Annotated in this window: 17 protein-coding genes; 7 read left to right on the top strand and 10 right to left on the bottom strand. The window is 60.3% G+C overall.

Annotated elements, in window-relative coordinates; genetic code table 11:
• Positions 1 to 20: 20 nt before the first annotated feature.
• On the bottom strand, positions 21 to 1,217 hold the full coding sequence (locus QD336_RS09980) for a multidrug effflux MFS transporter (RefSeq protein ID WP_499170485.1): 1,197 nt from the start codon (positions 1,215 to 1,217) through the stop codon (positions 21 to 23).
• A 5-nt stretch (positions 1,218 to 1,222) separates the two neighbouring features.
• A complete protein-coding gene (locus QD336_RS09975) occupies positions 1,223 to 1,681 on the bottom strand; it encodes a MarR family winged helix-turn-helix transcriptional regulator (RefSeq protein WP_499170483.1) in 459 nt (152 codons plus the stop codon).
• Between the two features lie 265 nt (positions 1,682 to 1,946).
• Between QD336_RS09975 and QD336_RS09970 the strand changes: the two genes are divergently transcribed.
• From QD336_RS09970 to ppa, 4 genes are all read left to right on the top strand, one after another.
• A complete protein-coding gene (locus QD336_RS09970; RefSeq protein WP_499170481.1) occupies positions 1,947 to 4,007 on the top strand; it encodes a M3 family metallopeptidase in 2,061 nt (686 codons plus the stop codon).
• Positions 4,008 to 4,157: 150 nt separating this feature from the next.
• Positions 4,158 to 5,978, top strand: a complete 1,821-nt coding sequence (typA, locus tag QD336_RS09965; RefSeq protein ID WP_269346894.1) for a translational GTPase TypA — start codon at positions 4,158 to 4,160, stop codon at positions 5,976 to 5,978.
• A 215-nt stretch (positions 5,979 to 6,193) separates the two neighbouring features.
• A complete protein-coding gene (locus QD336_RS09960; protein ID WP_269346896.1) occupies positions 6,194 to 6,700 on the top strand; it encodes a GNAT family N-acetyltransferase in 507 nt (168 codons plus the stop codon).
• Positions 6,701 to 6,834: 134 nt separating this feature from the next.
• The gene (gene ppa / locus QD336_RS09955; RefSeq protein ID WP_269346898.1) at positions 6,835 to 7,368 is read left to right on the top strand and encodes an inorganic diphosphatase; all 534 of its coding nucleotides are present in this window, start codon (positions 6,835 to 6,837) and stop codon (positions 7,366 to 7,368) included.
• A 6-nt stretch (positions 7,369 to 7,374) separates the two neighbouring features.
• Here ppa and QD336_RS09950 read toward each other — a convergent pair whose 3' ends face one another.
• Both QD336_RS09950 and QD336_RS09945 read right to left on the bottom strand, forming a co-directional pair.
• Positions 7,375 to 7,680: a DUF167 domain-containing protein gene (locus QD336_RS09950; RefSeq protein ID WP_499170480.1), complete on the bottom strand. Its 306-nt coding sequence runs from the start codon at positions 7,678 to 7,680 to the stop codon at positions 7,375 to 7,377.
• Positions 7,677 to 7,967, bottom strand: a complete 291-nt coding sequence (locus QD336_RS09945) for a YggT family protein (protein WP_269346902.1) — start codon at positions 7,965 to 7,967, stop codon at positions 7,677 to 7,679. Before QD336_RS09945 ends, QD336_RS09950 begins: the two co-directional genes overlap by 4 nt.
• A gap of 246 nt (positions 7,968 to 8,213) precedes the next feature.
• On the opposite strand from QD336_RS09945, the gene QD336_RS09940 reads away from it, so the two are divergent.
• Complete coding sequence (locus QD336_RS09940) at positions 8,214 to 9,446, top strand: MFS transporter (RefSeq protein ID WP_499170479.1); 1,233 nt, start codon at positions 8,214 to 8,216, stop codon at positions 9,444 to 9,446.
• 12 nt (positions 9,447 to 9,458) lie between these two features.
• Here QD336_RS09940 and QD336_RS09935 read toward each other — a convergent pair whose 3' ends face one another.
• The 6 genes from QD336_RS09935 to hemC all read right to left on the bottom strand — a co-directional run bounded on the left by QD336_RS09935 (position 9,459) and on the right by hemC (position 15,509).
• Positions 9,459 to 10,190 carry a glutamine amidotransferase gene (locus QD336_RS09935; RefSeq protein WP_499170478.1) on the bottom strand — a complete coding sequence of 244 codons (732 nt, stop codon included), beginning with the start codon at positions 10,188 to 10,190 and terminating at the stop codon, positions 9,459 to 9,461.
• Positions 10,180 to 10,668, bottom strand: a complete 489-nt coding sequence (locus QD336_RS09930) for a tellurite resistance TerB family protein (RefSeq protein WP_269346907.1) — start codon at positions 10,666 to 10,668, stop codon at positions 10,180 to 10,182. Before QD336_RS09930 ends, QD336_RS09935 begins: the two co-directional genes overlap by 11 nt.
• 14 nt (positions 10,669 to 10,682) lie before the next feature.
• On the bottom strand, positions 10,683 to 12,299 hold the full coding sequence (locus tag QD336_RS09925; RefSeq protein WP_499170477.1) for a heme biosynthesis protein HemY: 1,617 nt from the start codon (positions 12,297 to 12,299) through the stop codon (positions 10,683 to 10,685).
• 4 nt (positions 12,300 to 12,303) lie between these two features.
• Positions 12,304 to 13,761, bottom strand: a complete 1,458-nt coding sequence (locus tag QD336_RS09920) for a COG4223 family protein (protein WP_499170475.1) — start codon at positions 13,759 to 13,761, stop codon at positions 12,304 to 12,306.
• A gap of 73 nt (positions 13,762 to 13,834) precedes the next feature.
• The gene (locus QD336_RS09915; protein WP_499170474.1) at positions 13,835 to 14,575 is read right to left on the bottom strand and encodes a uroporphyrinogen-III synthase; all 741 of its coding nucleotides are present in this window, start codon (positions 14,573 to 14,575) and stop codon (positions 13,835 to 13,837) included.
• A gap of 4 nt (positions 14,576 to 14,579) precedes the next feature.
• Positions 14,580 to 15,509 carry a hydroxymethylbilane synthase gene (gene hemC / locus QD336_RS09910; RefSeq protein WP_499170473.1) on the bottom strand — a complete coding sequence of 310 codons (930 nt, stop codon included), beginning with the start codon at positions 15,507 to 15,509 and terminating at the stop codon, positions 14,580 to 14,582.
• 73 nt (positions 15,510 to 15,582) lie between these two features.
• On the opposite strand from hemC, the gene tsaD reads away from it, so the two are divergent.
• Both tsaD and QD336_RS09900 read left to right on the top strand, forming a co-directional pair.
• Positions 15,583 to 16,680 carry a tRNA (adenosine(37)-N6)-threonylcarbamoyltransferase complex transferase subunit TsaD gene (gene tsaD / locus QD336_RS09905; RefSeq protein WP_499170472.1) on the top strand — a complete coding sequence of 366 codons (1,098 nt, stop codon included), beginning with the start codon at positions 15,583 to 15,585 and terminating at the stop codon, positions 16,678 to 16,680.
• Positions 16,680 to 17,663, top strand: a complete 984-nt coding sequence (locus QD336_RS09900; RefSeq protein ID WP_499170471.1) for an NAD(P)H-dependent glycerol-3-phosphate dehydrogenase — start codon at positions 16,680 to 16,682, stop codon at positions 17,661 to 17,663. The genes tsaD and QD336_RS09900 overlap by 1 nt, the downstream gene beginning before the upstream one ends.
• The last annotated feature ends 76 nt before the right edge of the window (positions 17,664 to 17,739 follow it).

Genomic DNA, 17,739 nt, shown 5'->3' with positions numbered 1-17,739 from the left:
CGGCGACGTCGGCGGGTTTTTTATGTCTCTTTTCTGGAGATGATACGGAAGCCGATATAGCTCGCGACGGCTGTGAATTCCATCACCGGGATGATGATGCCGAAACCGGTCAAGGGCGAACCGATGAGCGAGGCGGCAGCGCCGCCCGCAAAACCCGATCCCATCTGGATGAAACCCATCATCGCCGAGGCCGAACCGGCGATATGCGGGAAGGGTGCAAGCGCCGCCGTCACCATCGAGGGTGTCAGCAAGGCGATACCGACCGTTGCAACCGCCACAGGCCCCATGATGGAGAGGAAGGACGGCGGTATCAGGAAGACCGACAGCAGGATGAGCAGACCGCCCGCTCCTGAAAAGCAGAGGCCGAGCATGACGGAACGGCGATCACCCAGTCGCGGTGCGATGTAGCGCAGGGCGATGGAGCCGAAAAAATAAGCGCCGGTCTGCATCAACATGCCGATGCCGAAAGCGGTGGGCGTCAGGCCGACTGTGTTGATGAGAATGAAGGTCAGCATGGTGGCCTGCGCATAAAGCGCGCCGATGGAGCCGCCAAGTACCAGTGCGGCCAGAAGAAAACGCGGCTCGGTCAGCAAGGTGCCGTAGGCCGACAGGAGCCGGCGGGGGCGGATCAGGCCTTTGTCGGGGACCGTCGTTTCGCGCAGGAAAACCACGACGGCGAAAATGGCGACGGCACCGAGGCCGGCCATCAGGAAAAACACGGATTTCCAGCCGAAAGCCGCAAGTGAAAGTCCGCCGATCGCCGGTCCCATGGCGGGGCCGATGGCCAGCATGATGCCGATGAGGTTCATGATGCTGGAGGCTTCCGCGCCGGTGAACTGGTCGCGGACGATGGCGCGCGCCACCGTCATGCCGACGGAGGCGCCGATGCCCTGAATGAGCCGGGCGAAAAGCAGCACTTCAATCGTCGGGGCAAAAATCGCCAGCAGCCCGCCGCCCAGAAAGATCGAAAGGAAAGCGAGGCTCGCCCTGCGTCGCCCGAAGGCGTCGGAAGCCGGCCCGGCGAGCAGCTGTGCCATGGCAAAACCGGCAAAATAAAGCGAGAGGCTGAGCTTTATCGCGGATTCGTTTGTGGCGAAAACCCGTGTCAGTTCCGGCATGGCCGGCGTATAGATCGCCATGGAAATCGGCGCCAGCGCCGTCAGCAACGCGCCGAGCAGGGCCGTGCGTTTTGTCGACATGATCGGTTCTGGCGGCATTGCGGTCAGCAGCTCTGGCCCGGCTGTTCCGGCTGGAGATTGTTGCGAAGCGTCTGCAGGAAGTCACGGAGAAGCGCGACCTCTTCTTCGTTCAGGCCCCGCGTGGCGTGACGCACCAGTTCATCGATTTCCTGGCGCACGGCTTCCAGCATCTCGGTGGAGTTTTTCGTCAGCACGATGCGCTTGGAACGCCTGTCCTGCGGGTCCTGCTGGCGCTCGATGAGGTCGAGGGATTGCAGCTTGTCGAGATAGGCGCAGATGGTCATGGGCTCGATGCCGAGGCGGGCGGCAATATCCGACTGCTTGCTGCCATCGACGGCGGCAACCGTCAGTAATGCGCGCGCTTCGCCGGGCGTCAGGCCCAGGCCGGCTTCAGAAATTCGGCGCTCAAAAGCACTGTTCAGCAGGCGTGCGCCGCTGTTCAGCAAAAATGCCAGTGAGTCTTTTTCGCGTTTCGTGCCCATGCTTCGCCTTTTCGTAAGTCAGCCTTACTAAATTCCGGGCGATAATCAATGGTGCACAAATCATATTGTCGAAAATCGAGTAAAGTATGCGTCAATTCGGTTATTGGATGGCCCGTAACATAGTCGACAATTGTTACGCCGAAGCAAAAAGACCGGAGTTTCTGCGTTTTTTCCACATCGCCTGTCATCTGCGCCCGGCATATTGAATTGGCGGTGGAGGCGTGCCCATATGGGTTTTAAATCGGAATTGCACAAGGAAGACGAAATGCCATTGAAGACCGCGCTTTATCCCGCACTCGTCCACTGGAACGGCCATAATGGTCTGCCAAAATTCGATGCGGTCAAGGATGAGAATTTCGCGCCGGCCTTCGATGCCGCCCTTCTGTCCCACGAGCAGGAAATCGACGCGATTGCCGGCAACCTGGAAGCGCCGAGTTTCGTAAACACGGTGACCGCACTCGAAATCGCCGGCGATGATCTTTCGCGCATTTCGTCGCTGTTCTGGAACAGGGCAGGCGCCAATACCAATGGTGTGATTCAGGCGCTGGAGCGGGAGATCGCTCCGAAAATGTCGCGGCATTATTCCAAGATCGGCATGAACGAGGCGCTGTTCAAACGCATCGACACATTGTGGGAAAAGCGCGAGACGCTGGGGCTCTCGGGTGAGGAAAAGCGGGTTCTCGAGCGGCACTGGAAGGGTTTCGTGCGTTCTGGCGCAAAATTGCCCAAAGACCGGCAGGAGCGGCTGGCCGCGATCAACGAGGAACTCGCCGGTCTCGGTGCCAGGTTCGGTCAGAACGTGCTGGCGGATGAAAAGAACTGGAAGCTCCTGCTTGTCAACGAGGAGGAACTGGCCGGCATTCCCGGTTTCCTGCGCGATGCGATGGCGGGGGCTGCCCGCGAGCATGGCGAGGACGGCAAATTTGCCGTTACGCTTTCCCGCTCGATCATCGAGCCCTTCCTGACATTTTCCGAGCGCCGCGACCTGCGCGAACAGGCCTTCAAGGCCTGGGTGGCGCGCGGTGAAAATGGCGGCGAGACCGATAATCGCGAAACCGTCCACCGCACGCTTGAACTGCGCGAGGAAAAGGCAAAACTTCTCGGTTATGCGAATTTCGCTGCTTACAAGCTCGATGACACGATGGCGAAGACGCCGGATGCGGTAAGCGGTCTTCTCGGCCAGGTCTGGGAAAAGGCTGTTCGTCGCGCCGGTGAGGAAGAGGCTGAACTTGCAGCCATCATCGCTAACGAAGGCAAGAACCACGAGGTGCTGCCATGGGACTGGCGGCATTATGCCGAAAAGCTCCGGGCGCAGAAATTCAATTTCTCCGAGGCGGAACTGAAGCCCTACCTGCAACTGGAAAAGATCATCGAAGCCTGTTTCGATGTGGCCGGGCGGTTGTTCGGGATTCACGCGGTCGAGGTCAAAGGCGTTGCCGCTTACCACCCGGATGTGCGGATTTTCGAGATCCGTGACGGCAAGGGCGATCTGAAGGCCATGTTCCTCGGCGATTATTTCGCCCGCCCCTCCAAACGGTCCGGCGCATGGATGAGCTCCTTCCAGTCGCAGCATAAGTTGCCGCTGAAGAATGGCACGGTCGGTGAAATCCCGATCATCTACAATGTCTGCAATTTTGCCAAACCGGCGGAGGGAAAACCGGCGCTGCTTTCGCTTGATGATGCACGCACGCTGTTCCATGAATTCGGCCACGCCTTGCATGGCATGTTGTCCGATGTCACTTATCCTTCCGTATCCGGAACGGGCGTCTCGCGCGATTTCGTCGAATTGCCGTCGCAGCTTTACGAACATTGGCTGACGGTGCCGGAAATTCTGGAAAAATACGCCCTCCATTACGAAACCGGTGCGCCGATGCCGAAGGCGCTGCTGGACAAGGTTTTGGCCGCTCAGACCTTTAATGCCGGTTTCAGCACGGTGGAATTCACCTCTTCGGCGATTGTCGACATGGCCTTTCACACCCGCGACAGCGTTGCCGATCCGATGGCCGTGCAGGGTGAGGTGCTCTCCAGCCTCAATATGCCGAAATCCATCGTCATGCGGCACGCGACGCCGCATTTCCAGCATGTGTTCTCGGGCGATGGTTATTCCGCCGGTTATTATTCCTACATGTGGTCGGAAGTTCTCGATGCCGATGCCTTTGCCGCTTTCGAGGAAACCGGCAATGCCTTTGATGGCGAGATGGCGCGCCGGCTGAAGGATAATATCTATTCCGTCGGCGGATCGATCGATCCCGAGGAGGCCTATCTCGCCTTCCGCGGCAAGATGCCAAGCCCGGATGCGATGCTTTCGAAGCGCGGTCTCCTATAAGAGACTGTCATAATTCTCAGCTAGAAGCTGAGCGCAGGGGGCTTATGATATGAGCCCCCCTTTCGCATTTGCAAAAAAAAGGTTATGAGCGCGCCAAACTAAATTGGCGTTTCTCATCAATATAGCGCCCAACCTCAGAGATTTTGAACAATGGCACTTCGCAACATCGCGATCATCGCGCACGTTGACCATGGAAAAACGACGCTTGTTGACGAGCTTCTGAAGCAGTCCGGCTCGTTCCGCGATAACCAGCGCGTTGCAGAGCGCGTGATGGACAGCAACGACCTCGAAAAGGAACGTGGTATCACCATTCTCGCCAAGGCGACCTCGGTGGAGTGGAAGGGTGTTCGCATCAACATCGTCGACACCCCCGGCCACGCCGACTTCGGCGGCGAAGTTGAGCGTATCCTGTCGATGGTGGATGGCGCGATCGTTCTGGTCGATAGTTCCGAAGGTCCGATGCCGCAGACCAAGTTCGTGGTCAGCAAGGCGCTGAAGGTTGGTCTGCGCCCGATCGTCGCGATCAACAAGATCGACCGTCCGGATGGCCGTCATGAAGAAGTCATCAACGAAGTCTTCGACCTCTTCGCAAACCTCGATGCGACCGACGAGCAGCTCGACTTCCCGATCCTCTACGGTTCTGGCCGTGACGGCTGGATGAACGTCAACCCGGAAGGCCCGAAGGATCAGGGTCTCGCGCCCTTGCTCGATCTGGTTCTCGAACATGTTCCGGAGCCCAAGGTCGAAGAAGGTCCGTTCCGTCTGATCGGCACGATCCTCGAAGCCAACCCCTTCCTCGGTCGTATCATCACCGGCCGCATCGCTTCCGGTTCGATCAAGCCGAACCAGGCTGTGAAGGTGCTTGGCCAGGATGGCAAGACGATCGAAACCGGTCGTATTTCCAAGATTCTCGCATTCCGTGGTATCGAGCGCACGGCCATCGATGAAGCCCATGCTGGCGACATCGTCGCCATTGCCGGTCTCTCCAAGGGTACGGTCGCCGATACCTTCTGTGATCCGTCCGTCACCGAGGCGATGACCGCGCAGCCGATCGATCCGCCGACCGTCACCATGTCGTTCATCGTTAACGACAGCCCGCTTGCCGGCACCGAAGGCGACAAGGTTACGAGCCGCGTTATCCGCGACCGTCTGTTCAAGGAAGCCGAAGGCAACGTTGCGCTGAAGATCGAAGAGGCCGAAGGCAAGGATTCGTTCTTCGTTTCCGGCCGTGGCGAATTGCAGCTGGCGGTTCTGATCGAAACCATGCGTCGCGAAGGCTTCGAGCTTGCCGTTTCGCGTCCGCGCGTTGTGATGCACAAGGACGAGAACGGCACCCTGCTGGAGCCGATCGAAGAAGTCGTGATCGACGTTGACGAAGAGCATTCCGGTGTCGTCGTTCAGAAGATGTCCGAGCGCAAGGCTGAAATGGCCGAGCTCCGTCCTTCCGGCGGCAATCGCGTTCGTCTGAAGTTCTACGCTCCGACCCGTGGCCTGATCGGCTACCAGTCGGAACTGCTGACCGACACGCGCGGTACGGCCATCATGAACCGTCTGTTCCACGACTATCAGCCCTTCAAGGGCCAGATTGCCGGTCGCGTCAACGGCGTTCTGCTGTCCAACGGTTCGGGCGAGGCTGTTGCCTACGCCATGTTCAACCTGGAAGATCGCGGCCCGATGATCATCGAGCCGGGTGAAAAGGTTTATGCCGGTATGATCATCGGTATTCACACGCGCGACAACGATCTCGAAGTGAACGTGCTGAAGGGCAAGCAGCTGACCAACATCCGCGCCGCCGGCAAGGATGAAGCCGTCAAGCTGACGCCGCCGATCCGCATGACGCTCGACCGCGCTCTTTCCTGGATCCAGGAAGACGAGTTGATGGAAGTGACGCCGAAGTCGATCCGTCTGCGCAAGATGTTCCTCGACGCAAATGACCGCAAGCGTTTTGAAAAGGCCAAGCTCGCAATCTGATTGCGGTTGGTCATCACGAATGCAAAAAACCCGGCCTTGTGCCGGGTTTTTTTATGCATTCGTTTTTATGTGTGCATGAGTCGAAAGGCGCTTGTGTCGAAGGTTAAGGATGCGTTAATTTTTTCTGGTCGTCCACATGAATAGGCTGTGGGTAAGCCTGCCGGCGTTAACCTTTATGACTGGCAAGTTTCCGTGGCCGGGGCCAGAATCGCGTTATGAAAACGTTATCCATCGATGTTCGCCGTGCCGAGCCGCATGATGCGCGCGCCATCTCCGAGGCGCACCGTCTGTCGTGGCAACAGGCCTATGCGGGGCTGATCCCGCACAGGCCGTTGACGCAGATGCTGGAGCGTCGCGGCGAAATCTGGTGGAGGAAGGCGACCAAGGGCTCCGCGACCATGCTGGTGGTGGAAGTGGCAGGTGTGGTTGCCGGATATGCGACGCTGGGTCTCAGCCGCGCGCGCGGGCTGCCGCATGATGGCGAGATTTACGAAATTTATCTCCGTCCGGAATATCAGGGTATCGGGCTCGGCTCGCTGCTGTTCACGGAGGCCCGCAGACTGCTGACCTCACTCGGCTGCAACGGCATCGTCGTCTGGTGCCTCGAGGACAGCGATGTCGCCAATCGCTTTTTCCGGTCGCATGGCGGCCGCGATATTGCCGAAGGCATGGAAGATTTCGATGGCACCTCGCTGCGAAAGGTCGGCTTCGTCTGGAACTGACGAAGACGCCGGCGATAGGCAATTGCGATGGCCTCAAATCCGGCATTCTGCCTTATCAGCCCAAACCCATGTTGCAATGCGGCGACTTTCCCAGTATCGAAAACCAAATCCAACCCGTCGAATGAGGGAAGCGAATGCGTATCGATGCAATTTCCGTAGGCAAAAATCCGCCGGAAGACGTGAATGTTATCGTTGAAGTGCCGGTTGGCGGCCAGCCGATCAAGTACGAGATGGACAAGGATGCCGGTGCGCTGATCGTCGATCGCTTCCTCTACACGCCGATGACCTATCCGGGTAACTATGGCTTCGTGCCGCACACCCTGTCCGACGATGGCGACCCGATCGACGTTCTTATCTGCAACACCCGCCCGCTGGTTCCCGGCTGCGTCATCAATGTTCGCCCCATCGGCGTAATGATCATGGAAGATGATGGCGGCAAGGACGAGAAGATCCTCGCCGTACCGGTTCCGAAGCTGACGCGCCGTTACGACAAGGTCCACAATTACACCGACCTGCCGGAAATCACCCTGAAGCAGATCGAGCACTTCTTCGAACACTACAAGGATCTGGAGCCCGGCAAGTGGGTGAAGATGGGCGGCTGGCAGAATGTCGACGTCGCCAAGAAACTGATCGTCGAAGCCATCGAGCGCTACAAGGCGCAGGGCTGATTCGGTCTAAAGCTTTTTAAAACGCTCTTCGAAATCCTCCGGTTCGGTATCGATCCGGAGGATTTTTTTGCGCGCTGTTTCGCCTGAAACGAAGCTGATGGAAGATTTGGGCAGGCCGAGTTTTTTCGCCAGCAAAACAATCAGCGCCTTGTTGGCCTTGCCGTCTTCCGGCACGGCGCTGACGCGGGCCTTCAGATGCGCGTGTCCATCCGCATCCTGCTCCACGCCGTCGATGGCATCCCGCCCGCCATTCGGGGTGAGGCGGACGGACAGGCGGATATGATCGCCGTGTTTTAGCCAGCAGCTGCTCAAGCGAACATCGGGTAAAGCGTGTTCCACATGAAGGAGCGGATGAAGAAGATAATCAACAGCACGATGATCGGTGAAATGTCGATGCCGCCGAGATTGGGCAGAATGCGGCGGATGGGGCGCAGAACCGGTTCCGTGACATTGACCAGGAAACTCCCGATGGCGTTCACGAACTGGTTGCGGGAATTGATGACGTTGAAGGCGTAAAGCCAGGAAAAAATAGCGCTGGCGATCAGCACCCACGTATAGAGGTTCAAGGCCAGATCGATGGTCTGAAACAGGGCAAGCATCAATATCTCCGTATCTTGGTTGCAAGACATTTAGACATTGACGCGTGAACCGGCAAGTGTTCCGCCAGATCGTAATGATCTTTGGTCGGATCGACCGGCGATCGTCACGATCTGGTCCATGGCCTGGCAGCGGGATTTCAGGCGAAAACCGCTCACACTTTTCGCCATCCCGCTGGCGAGGGCTAGCGATTCTTGTCATATCGCTCTATTGCAAAGCTCTCATATTGTCTCGCGAGCACCTAGCCGATGTCCCTGCCTTCTGCCGAAAACCGCTTTGGCGCATTCCGGCATAGTTCCTATCGCCGCTTCTTCAGCGCCCGGTTTTTCTCGGCCTTCGCCATCCAGATCGTCAGCGTCTCCGTCGGCTGGCAGATGTATGAGGTAACAGGCAATGCCTTTTATCTCGGCCTGATCGGTCTTTTCCAGTTTCTGCCATCGTTGCTCCTGATCCTGGTGACCGGAACGGTCGCCGACCGGCACAATCGCCGCCGCATCATGGCCATATGCCTGCTGATGGCGGCGCTCTGTGCTGCGGCGCTCCTCGGTCTCACGTTGACGCATAGTTTTTCCCCCTGGCCGGTCTTTGCCATTCTCGTCGTCTTCGGCATTGAGCGGGCCTTTATGGGACCGGCGGTCCAGTCGCTGGCGCCCAATCTCGTGCCGGTCGAGGACTTGCCGAATGCCATCGCCTGGAATTCGTCTTCCTGGCAGATGGCATCGATTCTTGGACCGGTTGCCGGTGGTCTGCTTTATGGCCTCGGTGCGTCCGTCGCCTATAGCGTGGCGTTCGTGCTGTTCATCGTATCTGCAACGCTTGCGGTCGCTATCCGCAAACCGGAACAACGCGGACCGGCAAAAGCCATCAGCCTCGAAACCATGCTGGCAGGGTTCAAATTCATCTCGCAGGAGGGGATCGTTCTTGGAGCGATCTCGCTCGACCTTTTCGCCGTCCTGCTGGGTGGTGCTGTTGCGCTGATGCCGATCTTTGCCAAAGAAGTGCTGACACTCGGACCATGGGGCCTCGGGCTTTTGCGTGCGGCTCCCGGCATCGGGGCTATCACCGTTGCGGTCATTCTGGCGTTCAAACCCATCCGGCACCATGCGGGCCTGCTGATGTTTGTCGGTGTCGGTCTCTTCGGCGTTTCCACCGTGGTCTTCGGGCTTTCACAAACCGCGTGGCTCTCCATCGCCGCGCTGGTGGTCATGGGCGCATCGGACATGGTGTCGGTCTATGTGCGTGAAACACTGATCGCGCTCTGGACGCCGGATGAGGTGCGCGGGCGCGTGAATGCGGTGAACATGGTGTTCGTGGGGGCATCAAACGAATTGGGTGAGTTCCGCGCCGGCACCATGGCCCATGTCGTGGGGGCGGTTCCGGCCGTCGTCATCGGCGGGGCAGGCACGCTTGCTGTGGCGGTCATCTGGGCGCTCGGTTTTTCCAAGCTGCGCAAGATCGACAATCTGGACGCGCCGCATTGAGGGTACAAGGTCTCAGCGCTGCGCCTTGCCTTCGAAGACCAGATCGAGAAAATTGCCGAGCCATGCTCTGAGCGGTGTGTCGAACAGCATGCGGCCTTCCAGATGCTGGCTGCCGACCTGCGCATTGGGCATGCCGAAACGCTGCGCGCCGCGCACCACCCAGCTATGCATCATGGCGCGGGTGAGTTCTGCGTGAAACTGCAGGCCCCAGGCATTTTTTCCATAACGATAGGCCTGGTTGGGATAGGTCTCACCGGAGGCCAGAAGCTCAGCGCCACGCGGCAGTTCAAAGCCTTCCTTATGAAAATGATAGACCATCTTTGGCCAATGCGGCATTAAAAGCCGCCCATGTTCGGTGGCGTGAAGCGGATACCAGCCGATTTCCACCTTGCCATCCCTGTCGGCCTCGACCCTGCCGCCCAGATGTTTGGACAGCATCTGCGCGCCGAGACAGATGCCGAGAAAGGGCTTGTTTTCCTTCAGCGGCACCTTCAGCCAGTCGATTTCGGCTTTGACATAATCATGTGGGTCATTGGCGCTCATCGGGCCGCCGAAGATGATGGCGCCGGCGTGTTTTTCCAATGTCTGCGGCAGGTCATCGCCGAGCGCTGGGCGCCTTACATCGAGGCGATACCCCTTTTCCACCAGCATCTGGCCGACGCGACCGGGCGTGGAACGTTCCTGATGCAGGACGACAAGCAGCGAAGGTTGTTCTTTCTGTTGCCTGGAGGGGTCAAACAGCATCGTCTTCGTTTTCGCTTTCTTCAGCGGGCCCGGACCTCGTGGCGGCCTGCTGACGTTGCAGAACCCTGTCGCGCACGGAAACACCAAGCAGATCGGCGACTCGCCAGATCACATGATCTTCCATTTCGCTTCGTTCGCCGTCAGCGTAAACAATATCCCATAATATGCCAATAAGCTCCACGCGCTGATCTTCATCGAGATGGCGGCGGATATCGGTGGTGAAGCGGTAATAATCGACGGCTTCCTTGCCGGCCTCCTGGCCGGCGGCGAGAAGGGCATCGAGTTTGCCGCTGTCGAGATGATAATAATCCTGCAGGATTTCGCGCAGGCGATCACGTTCGCTTTTCGAGACGGTGCCATCCGCTTCCATCACCTGGAAACAAAGGGCGGCGACTGCCACCCTCAGATCGTCCGGGCTGAAATCACCCGCATGCGGACCGACGAGGTTTTGAAGAAACGACTGTATTTGATGGAACATTGATCGCCTGTTCGTCAAAAGAGTTTGAGCCGGGTCTTGGGGTCGGCTTCCGCGGCGGGTTTCTTGACGCCCGGATCATCCGGTGCGCCGCCGAAAAATGGCACGGCTTCCGCCTTTTCATCCGGTTGATCGGCTTCCGCCGGCGCTTCGATTGTGACGGGCTTCTTTTCCTTCGGGGCTGATACGATCGGCTTCACCTCGATCGGCGCAGCCGGGGCGGGTTTCGGTTCCGCGCGGGTCTCGGGCGCGGCTTCGACAATGATCGTCTTTGCAGCCGGTTCGGCCCGTGCTGGTGCTGCGGCAATCGCGTTTTCGATCGCAAGATCCTCGACGGGACCTTCGAGTTGGCCGAAGGGCGCTTTCCATTCGAAGGCGTCGAGACGACCGGTGACGGGCGAAACGGGCAGCCATTTTTCAGAGACGATGCCATCGGCAACCCAGGCGGGGTCTCGCGGCGCGCGCAGCGCCTGCGCCATCCAGTAGCGCACCCGGCCCTGATCGCCGGTTTCGGCCTCCTCGATATCGGCCATCAGCAGGAAGATGCTTTCACGCGGTTCGATCCGGGCGGCGGCCTCGGCCTTGGCCCGCGCCTTGGCGAATTCCTTGGCATCGAGTGCTGCCTGCGCCACGGCGAACAGGGATTCGATATTGTTGGGTTTCAGGCTTTCCAGCCGCTCGGCGCGTTTCAGCCGGTCGATGGCGGTGTCGCCACTGCGGGCGCGGACATAAAGCTCGGCGATCTGCGGATGTGGATCGTTCTTCCACACCGGTTCCAGAACCGTTGCCGCCTTGCGCAGATTGTCTTCACGCAGATAGGATTTCGCCGCGATCAGCGCCGCCGGCACGAGGCCTTTTGCGAGCTTGAGAGCCTGCTTGGCATCCTCGCGCGCACCGACCGGATCGCTTTCCAGCTTCTCGCCTGCCTTGGCGGTGAGAAGCACGGCTTTCAGCCGTTCCGCTTCACCACGCTCGATCACGCTTGCCGCCTTCTGCTGGTCGAGCAGGCGGATGGCATCGTCCCATTGCCCATTGCGGCAGCGGTTTTCCAGCGTTGCCTGTGCTGCCCAGGGCAGATAGGGGGCTTTTTCCGCTGCATCCTCGGCATATTGCTGGGCGGCCTCATAAGCTCCCTGTCGGCGCGCCTCTATATACAAGCCACGAAGCCCCAGCTCGCGGGTTTCCGGATCTCGGGCCATGGCTTCGAATTTGCGCCGCGCCTCGTCATATTTGCCTTCGATCAGATCGGCCTGCGCATCCAGCAGGTGGATGAGTGGTTCCTGATCGGCGCTAAGCAGCCCCTGCGTGCGGGCCGTCATCTTGCGGGCGAGGATGGCATTGCCGGCGCCGGCGGCGATGAGGCCGGTGGACAGGGCCTGATAACCGCGGTCACGCTTGCGGGCGCGAAAATAACGGCGGGCGGCATTGGGCGAGGTCCAGATGGCGTTGACGACCCACCAGACCAGCATGACGGCGGCAACCAGCGCCGCGATGATGGAGGCGGCAACCATCAGGCTCATTTCGATCAGCTGGCCCTGCCAGACGATGGAGAGCACGCCCGGCCTGTCCGCCAGCCAGGAGAAACCGAAACCGAGCGCCAGAACGATAACGGCGAAAGTCAGAATTCTGGTCATGCCCTTACCCCTGCCTGCCGGTGCTGGTGATGGCACGGTTCAACGTGCCTCCCACCAGATTTTCGACCTCGATACGCGCATCCAGAGATTTCTTGTAGTCGGCGGATGCCGCCTTGGCCGCCTCGGGAAGCCCGTTCCATTCAAGCGCTGCGCCCTGCAGATCGCCGTTGCGCAGCTTGTTTTCCATGCGCGCGATCACCGCGTCGGGGGTCTCACCCTCGATATTTCCGACGGGGCGAACCTTCACCAGCGAAAAGGCGCTTTCGGTCAGGCGTTCCATTATGCCCTGGTTGGGATCGGGCTGGTTGATGGCCGATAGCATCGCATTGGCGACATCAGGGAATTTCTGCATCAGTTCCGAACGTGACGGCACGCCGGTGGCGGCGAAAGATTGCAGCGATGCGATGGCCGGATCGTCAGGCGTGACCTTGGAGAGCGTATCGAGTTCGGTGAGGAACGGCCCGCCGCGATCGATCGCGGCTTTCAGCGCGGCCGAGGCTATGGCGCGGGCGACTTCGATATCGTCGCGCGGCTCGTTGATCTTGGCTTCCGCATCGGCCAGGCGGCGCGTCAATTCGGCCGTAGCGGAGGCCTGCGCGGAACGCTCGGACTGAAGGGTGGCCTCCAGTGCCGTGATTTTTTCCGAAAGCCCATCCACTTGCGGGGCTTCACCCTTTGCCCCTTCGAGCGCTGCAATGCGCTGTTCCAGCGCCGAGCTGTCTGCCGCCGGAGTGTTGGCAAGCTGTTGCCGCAGGCTGCCGAGATCGGATTTCAGTGTGGTGATTTCATCGCTTCCGGCCCGGCCTGCATTAAAGGATGGCAGGATACCGGCATATTGCATACTGCCGGCGGCGGCGAGCGCCACAAGGCCGCCGACGATACCGGCCGCAACCAATCCTGAGGTGGCCGCCTGTTTGCGCTCCGCCTGCTGCGGCGTGGAGGGCTTCGTCGGCCCCGACGAGGAGGTGGCGGTCGAGGATTTTGCAGCAGCCGAAGCAGCGGCGCTGCCGGATGTGCTGGAGGAGGCCGGGGAGCCGAAGGCCGGCTTCGAAGCCGCTGAGGCAGCCGAAGCGGCGCTCGTTCCGGCGGTGCCTGTCGCTGGTCCTGCATCGGCTTTCGGCGGGACAGCAGCTGGCGAAACGGGCTCCTTCGGCTTGTCCGCAGGGCTTTCCGCATTCTGCCCGGCAGTCGCCGATTCCGTCCTGCCGACATTGGGCCCAGGTTCGAGAGGGGTTTTGTGTGGCTGGTCCCAGACGGGGGCAGGATTGCCCGCTGCGGCTGCTGCGGGTTTTGTTTCTGCTGCGCCCGACTCGGTCGCTGCCGGCGTTTTGTCACCGGGCTTTTCGTCCGTTCTGGCAGCATCTCCATCGGCAGAAATTGCTTTCACGTCTTTCGCGTCCAGGTCGATGGTGACCGGTTCGGCTTTGGACTTGGAGTGGCGTGGCGGCTTTCCCGATACCATGACAACCTCATTTCTGCCTGCAGTAGTCTAAACCTAGTCAGTGACGGCGGCAAAGGAAAGAGGCGAGCTTGAATTAGGTTCCAGAGTCGCGGCGCAGAAGTTTGAACATGGCCACCTCGCTCGGCTCTTCGGCGGCTCTGGCGTTTGCACGAAAGATTTCCGGAACCAGAGACAGCACGTTGCGGCTGATGCAGATGAATTTTGTCGCCGCCAGCGCTGCCCCGTATTTTTCTGCCGATGCATGCCGGAAAAAGGCCCGCGCCGCTTCCGAGGAATAGAGCAGAACGACATCGGCAGCGGGTTCGGCAAGCACCGTTTCCAGCATGGCTTCGGAGATAGGCGAGGGCAGCATCTCGTAACAGTCGACCGCTCTGAAGGGGATTGCAGCGGCGGCGAGACCCTCTTCGAAGACGGTGCCGCGTGGCCTGCCGGCGAGATAGAGCAGGGGGTCTTCTTCAGTCAGAAAAGCGCGGTGCTGCGTTACCAGAGCGGTCAGGCTCACGGCATCACCGGAGGCGGTGAATATCTGCTCGAAGCCGGTTTTTTCCGCCGCTTCCGCTGTCGCCTCGCCGACGGCAAAAAGCGGTTTTGACAGATGCGGGGCGAGCCGCTCCCCGGAGGTTGCCAGCGCATGCAGGGCTTCGGCGCTCGTCACCGCGATGGCTCCGGCCGGGTCGGACAGTGCCGCCACGGCGCGTTCCCCATGATGGACGGGATGAAACAGCGGCAGAAGCGCAGGCTCATGGCCGAACGCTTCAAGCTTTGCGGCCGTCCTTTCTCCCGAACGTTGCGGCCGGGTGACGACGATCCGCATCGGTTCAGCTCCAGCCTTCGAAGAAATTGCTGCCCGCCTCGGCGCGCACCTCTTCGCCGGCCTGTTGGCCGAGCTTCGCCGCATCCCTGCGGTTGCCGGAGATTTCGACGCCGTGGCTCGTCTGGCCATCCGGCGTGAGGATCAGGCCGGAAAAATGCAGCGCTTCGCCGTCGCAGGTGGCGTAACCGGCAATGGGGGTGCGACAGGAACCGTCAAGTGCCGCCAGAAAGGCGCGCTCGCAGGTTACGGCATCATGGGTGGGCCTGTGGTTTATGGGGGCGAGCAGCTCGTCCATGCGAGCGTCGCCGATGCGGCTCTCGATCCCGATTGCGCCTTGGGCCGGAGCGGGGGGAAATTCTTTCGGATCGAGAATTTCCGTCGGGACGTTGTCCTTGCCGAGCCGCTTCAGGCCTGCAAAGGCAAGAAGTGTCGCGTCTGCCTGGCCATCTTCCAGCTTACGCAAGCGTGTATCGACCTGACCACGAAAGATGATGACACGGAGATCCGGGCGCTGTCGGCGGATCAGTGCCTGGCGGCGCAAGGATGCGGACCCCACCACGGCGCCCTGCGGTAGTTCCAGCAGCTTTGGCGCGGTACGACCGATAAAAGCATCGCGCACGTCCTCACGCGGCAGGAAAGCGGAAAGATGGAGGCCGTCAGGCAAAACCGTTGGCATGTCCTTGGAGGAGTGCACGGCAATATCGAGCTCGCCGGAAAGCAGCTGGCTTTCCAACTCCTCCGTGAACAGGCCCTTGCCGCCGATTTCCGAAAGGGCGCGGTCGGTGATCCGGTCGCCCTTGGTGGACAGCACGACGATCTCGAACATTTCTTCCGGCAGACCATGCGCCGCCATCAGCCGGCTGCGGGTCTCATAAGCCTGTGCAAGCGCCAGCGGGCTGCCGCGCGTGCCGATTCGGAAAGGTTTTGTTTGCATCCGCGTCTATCCATTGTTACCGGAGTTGTCTTAGACCAACTCAGCGCATGATCGCAATGAACGAACAGATTTGATGGCCCCCTTTCTTCGTATCCTCGGCATAGAGACCAGCTGTGACGAAACCGCTGCATCCATTGTGGTTCGGCATGCGGACGGGCGCGGCGAGATCGTCTCCGACGTCGTTTTGTCGCAGCTTGAGGAACACAGCGCCTATGGCGGTGTGGTGCCGGAAATTGCTGCCCGTGCCCATGTCGAGGCGCTGGATACGCTGGTGGAGGAAGCGCTGGAGCAGGCGGGTGTGACCCTTGCGGATGTCGATGCCATCGCCGCCACCTCCGGCCCCGGTCTCATCGGCGGCCTGCTGGTGGGGCTGATGACGGGCAAGGCCATCGCCAAGGCGGCCGGCAAGCCGCTTTACGCCATCAACCACCTGGAAGGCCATGCGCTGACGGCGCGGCTGACCGACGGTCTGTCTTTTCCCTATCTGATGTTGCTGGTGTCCGGTGGCCACACCCAGCTGGTGCTGGTGCGCGGGGTGGGCGACTACGAGCGCTGGGGAACCACCATCGATGACGCTTTGGGCGAGGCCTTCGACAAGACTGCGAAGCTTCTGGGCCTGCCCTATCCCGGTGGGCCTGCCGTGGAGAAAGCGGCGGCGAAAGGTGACCCGGACCGTTTTACGCTTCCCCGCCCGATGGTGGGTGAAACACGGCTCGACTTTTCCTTCTCGGGCTTGAAGACAGCAGTGCGGCAGGCCGCGACCGCTATCGCACCACTTTCGGAGCAGGATATCGCCGATATCTGCGCCTCCTTCCAGAAGGCGGTGTCGCGCACCCTGAAAGACCGTATCGGCCGTGGCCTTGCGCGGTTCAGCCGAGAGTTTCCGCAGTTGGAGACCACACCTGCACTGGTCGTGGCCGGCGGCGTCGCTGCCAACCAGGAAATCCGCCAGACCCTGCAATCGCTTTGCGACACCCATGGCTTTCGTTTCGTCGCACCGCCGCACCGGCTCTGCACCGATAATGCCGCGATGATTGCCTGGGCCGGGCTGGAGCGCATGGCGGATGGCAGGCAAGCCGATCCGCTGGAAATTCCGCCGCGCTCGCGCTGGCCGCTTGATGGCAGCGCCGAGACATTGATCGGTTTCGGTAAAAGGGGAGCCAAGGCCTGATGCAGCGGGAAAAAATCGTCGTTGTAGGCGCCGGCGCCTTCGGAACTGCGCTCGCCGTCGTTATCGCGCTGGAGAACCGGCATGATGTGATCCTGCTCGGCCGCGATCCGGCCTTGATGGCCGATCTCAGGAGCGACCGGATGCACGAGGCGGCCCTGCCGGGCGTGGACCTGCCGGATGCGCTTGAATTTTCCGCCGAGCCGGATGTGCTGACTGGTGCCGATATCGTCCTCTTCGCCATGCCTTCGCAGGCCCATGCCGATGCTGCCCGCCATTATGGTCCTTATCTGGCTAATGACTCTATCGTCGTCACCTGTGCCAAGGGTATTGACCGCAATTCCGGCCGTCTGCTGACGGAACTTCTGGAATTGGAACTGCCGCATCATCCGATCGCGGTTCTGTCCGGTCCGGGGTTTGCTGCCGATATAGCGCGCGGATTGCCGACGGCCATGGCTATTGCGGCGGAAGATGCAGCGGTTGCCGAACGGCTGGCAACCACGATTTCCGGCAGAACCTTCCGGCTTTATGCCTCGACCGACCGCATCGGCGTGCAGCTTGGTGGCGCACTCAAGAATGTTCTCGCCATTGCCGCCGGCATCGTCGAAGGCGCTGGCCTTGGCGATTCCGCCCGGGCGGCGCTGATTTCGCGCGGGCTCGCGGAAATGTCGCGCCTCATCGTCGCCATGGGTGGCAAGGCTGATACGGTGCGCGGACTTTCCGGCCTCGGCGATCTGGTGCTGACCGCAACCAGCCACCAGTCGCGAAACCTGCGTTTCGGCATCGCGCTTGGCCGGGGTGAGGGCAAGGACATGTCCGGCGGGCTGGTTGAAGGCGCTTTTGCGGCAGCCGTCGCCGCCAGGCTTGGCGAACAGCACGCTGTCGACATGCCGGTCACGCAGGCGGTGGCCGCCATCATTGATGGCAATCTGGATGTGGCGAGCGCCATGCAACAATTGATGACACGGCCGATCACCACCGAATGAGGGTGGGGCGGTCGAATAATATTCTACGCATGTCCTGGTCCCAAAACCGCTGACACTTTTGGGAGACATGCTTTAA

It is taken from the genome of Rhizobium sp. BR 250 (assembly GCF_047445855.1).
GTDB lineage: Bacteria > Pseudomonadota > Alphaproteobacteria > Rhizobiales > Rhizobiaceae > Agrobacterium > Agrobacterium tumefaciens_I.
Note: the sequence above shows the minus strand (reverse complement) of the source record. Positions and strands in the feature narration are given on the sequence as shown.

Coding starts and splice junctions, on each gene's coding strand:
- QD336_RS09980 (WP_499170485.1), bottom strand. CDS start 1,217: ATGCCGCCAGAACCGATCATGTCGACAAAACGCACGGCCCTGCTCGGC.
- QD336_RS09975 (WP_499170483.1), bottom strand. CDS start 1,681: ATGGGCACGAAACGCGAAAAAGACTCACTGGCATTTTTGCTGAACAGC.
- QD336_RS09970 (WP_499170481.1), top strand. CDS start 1,947: ATGCCATTGAAGACCGCGCTTTATCCCGCACTCGTCCACTGGAACGGC.
- typA (WP_269346894.1), top strand. CDS start 4,158: ATGGCACTTCGCAACATCGCGATCATCGCGCACGTTGACCATGGAAAA.
- QD336_RS09960 (WP_269346896.1), top strand. CDS start 6,194: ATGAAAACGTTATCCATCGATGTTCGCCGTGCCGAGCCGCATGATGCG.
- ppa (WP_269346898.1), top strand. CDS start 6,835: ATGCGTATCGATGCAATTTCCGTAGGCAAAAATCCGCCGGAAGACGTG.
- QD336_RS09945 (WP_269346902.1), bottom strand. CDS start 7,967: ATGCTTGCCCTGTTTCAGACCATCGATCTGGCCTTGAACCTCTATACG.
- QD336_RS09940 (WP_499170479.1), top strand. CDS start 8,214: ATGTCCCTGCCTTCTGCCGAAAACCGCTTTGGCGCATTCCGGCATAGT.
- QD336_RS09935 (WP_499170478.1), bottom strand. CDS start 10,190: ATGCTGTTTGACCCCTCCAGGCAACAGAAAGAACAACCTTCGCTGCTT.
- QD336_RS09930 (WP_269346907.1), bottom strand. CDS start 10,668: ATGTTCCATCAAATACAGTCGTTTCTTCAAAACCTCGTCGGTCCGCAT.
- QD336_RS09925 (WP_499170477.1), bottom strand. CDS start 12,299: ATGACCAGAATTCTGACTTTCGCCGTTATCGTTCTGGCGCTCGGTTTC.
- QD336_RS09920 (WP_499170475.1), bottom strand. CDS start 13,761: ATGGTATCGGGAAAGCCGCCACGCCACTCCAAGTCCAAAGCCGAACCG.
- QD336_RS09915 (WP_499170474.1), bottom strand. CDS start 14,575: ATGCGGATCGTCGTCACCCGGCCGCAACGTTCGGGAGAAAGGACGGCC.
- hemC (WP_499170473.1), bottom strand. CDS start 15,509: ATGCAAACAAAACCTTTCCGAATCGGCACGCGCGGCAGCCCGCTGGCG.
- tsaD (WP_499170472.1), top strand. CDS start 15,583: ATGGCCCCCTTTCTTCGTATCCTCGGCATAGAGACCAGCTGTGACGAA.
- QD336_RS09900 (WP_499170471.1), top strand. CDS start 16,680: ATGCAGCGGGAAAAAATCGTCGTTGTAGGCGCCGGCGCCTTCGGAACT.